This is a genomic window from Bacillus coahuilensis m4-4 (assembly GCF_000171615.1).
Lineage (GTDB): Bacteria > Bacillota > Bacilli > Bacillales > Bacillaceae_K > Bacillus_T > Bacillus_T coahuilensis.
The window spans coordinates 1-927 of sequence record NZ_ABFU01000115.1; the positions used below are offsets into that span (position 1 = coordinate 1).

Annotated in this window: 2 protein-coding genes; both read right to left on the reverse strand. The window is 66.2% G+C overall.

Annotation, left to right across the window (positions count from 1 at the left end; translation table 11 throughout):
• On the reverse strand, nt 1-534 hold a 534-nt coding region (locus tag M44_RS28625), incomplete at its 3' end, for a hypothetical protein (protein ID WP_010177004.1).
• Nucleotides 531-927, reverse strand: a 397-nt coding sequence (locus M44_RS24455) for an HAD-IC family P-type ATPase (protein WP_010177006.1), incomplete at its 5' end; no start/stop codon positions are given. The genes M44_RS24455 and M44_RS28625, both read right to left, overlap by 4 nt.

Genomic DNA, 927 nt, shown 5'->3' on the forward strand with positions numbered 1-927 from the left:
GGCGAATGGGCCTCTAATCTGCTCGCCGGCGCGTGATGATGGATATCTGCAGAATTCAGGGGGCTCAGTTGAGGGCAGGAGAGGGATCAGCGGCACCCCCCGAAGCAGGAAGCTCCCAGGTATCACGCTCCCGGCGGGAAGCAGGAACAACAGCAGGGCGACGACCATGAACCCGAGAACGCACAGGCCCATCTCGGCGGTGTTGTCGTGGGGAGTCTTGCTGTGCGTCGGGCCGGTACCGTCATGACCGGCATGATCGCTGGGCACCTCCGCCGCCGTTGGCGGTTGCTCAAGCGCCATGGGCGGTTGCTCCAGCGCCTTGGGCGGTTGCTCCGGTGCCGACACATAGACGGGTGGTGCGTGCAAGCCGTGCACCGCCGTCGGGCCATGCCCACCGGCCCAGACGTGCATCGCCAGCAGCCCAATGAGCACGGCCGTCAGGCCGATGAATCCCAGGACGGCACGCGGAACGGCCAGCACACCTCTGGCCGTTCCGCTACGCGGGCGCGTCACCGCAGGCCCGTACACCGTCATTGAATCCGTTCCGGGCTGAGGTCGATCCGGCGCAGCAACTGGGCGTTGAGGGCTACCACCACCGTCGAGACACTCATCAGCACGGCACCCGCTGCGGGCGAGAGAACGATTCCCGCGAACGCCAGCACGCCTGCCGCGAGCGGCACCGCGAGAACGTTGTATCCGGTGGCCCAAACCAGGTTCTGGATCATCTTCCGGTAGCTGGCCCTGGACAGGTCGATCATTGCCAGCACCGACCGCGGATCATTCCCCGCAAGCACAACACCGGCAGACTCCATTGCGACGTCGGTGCCGGCACCGATCGCGATGCCGACTTCCGCGCGAGCGAGCGCAGGGGCGTCGTTCACGCCATCACCCACCATTGCCACCTTCAACCCGCGCGATTGCAGTTCG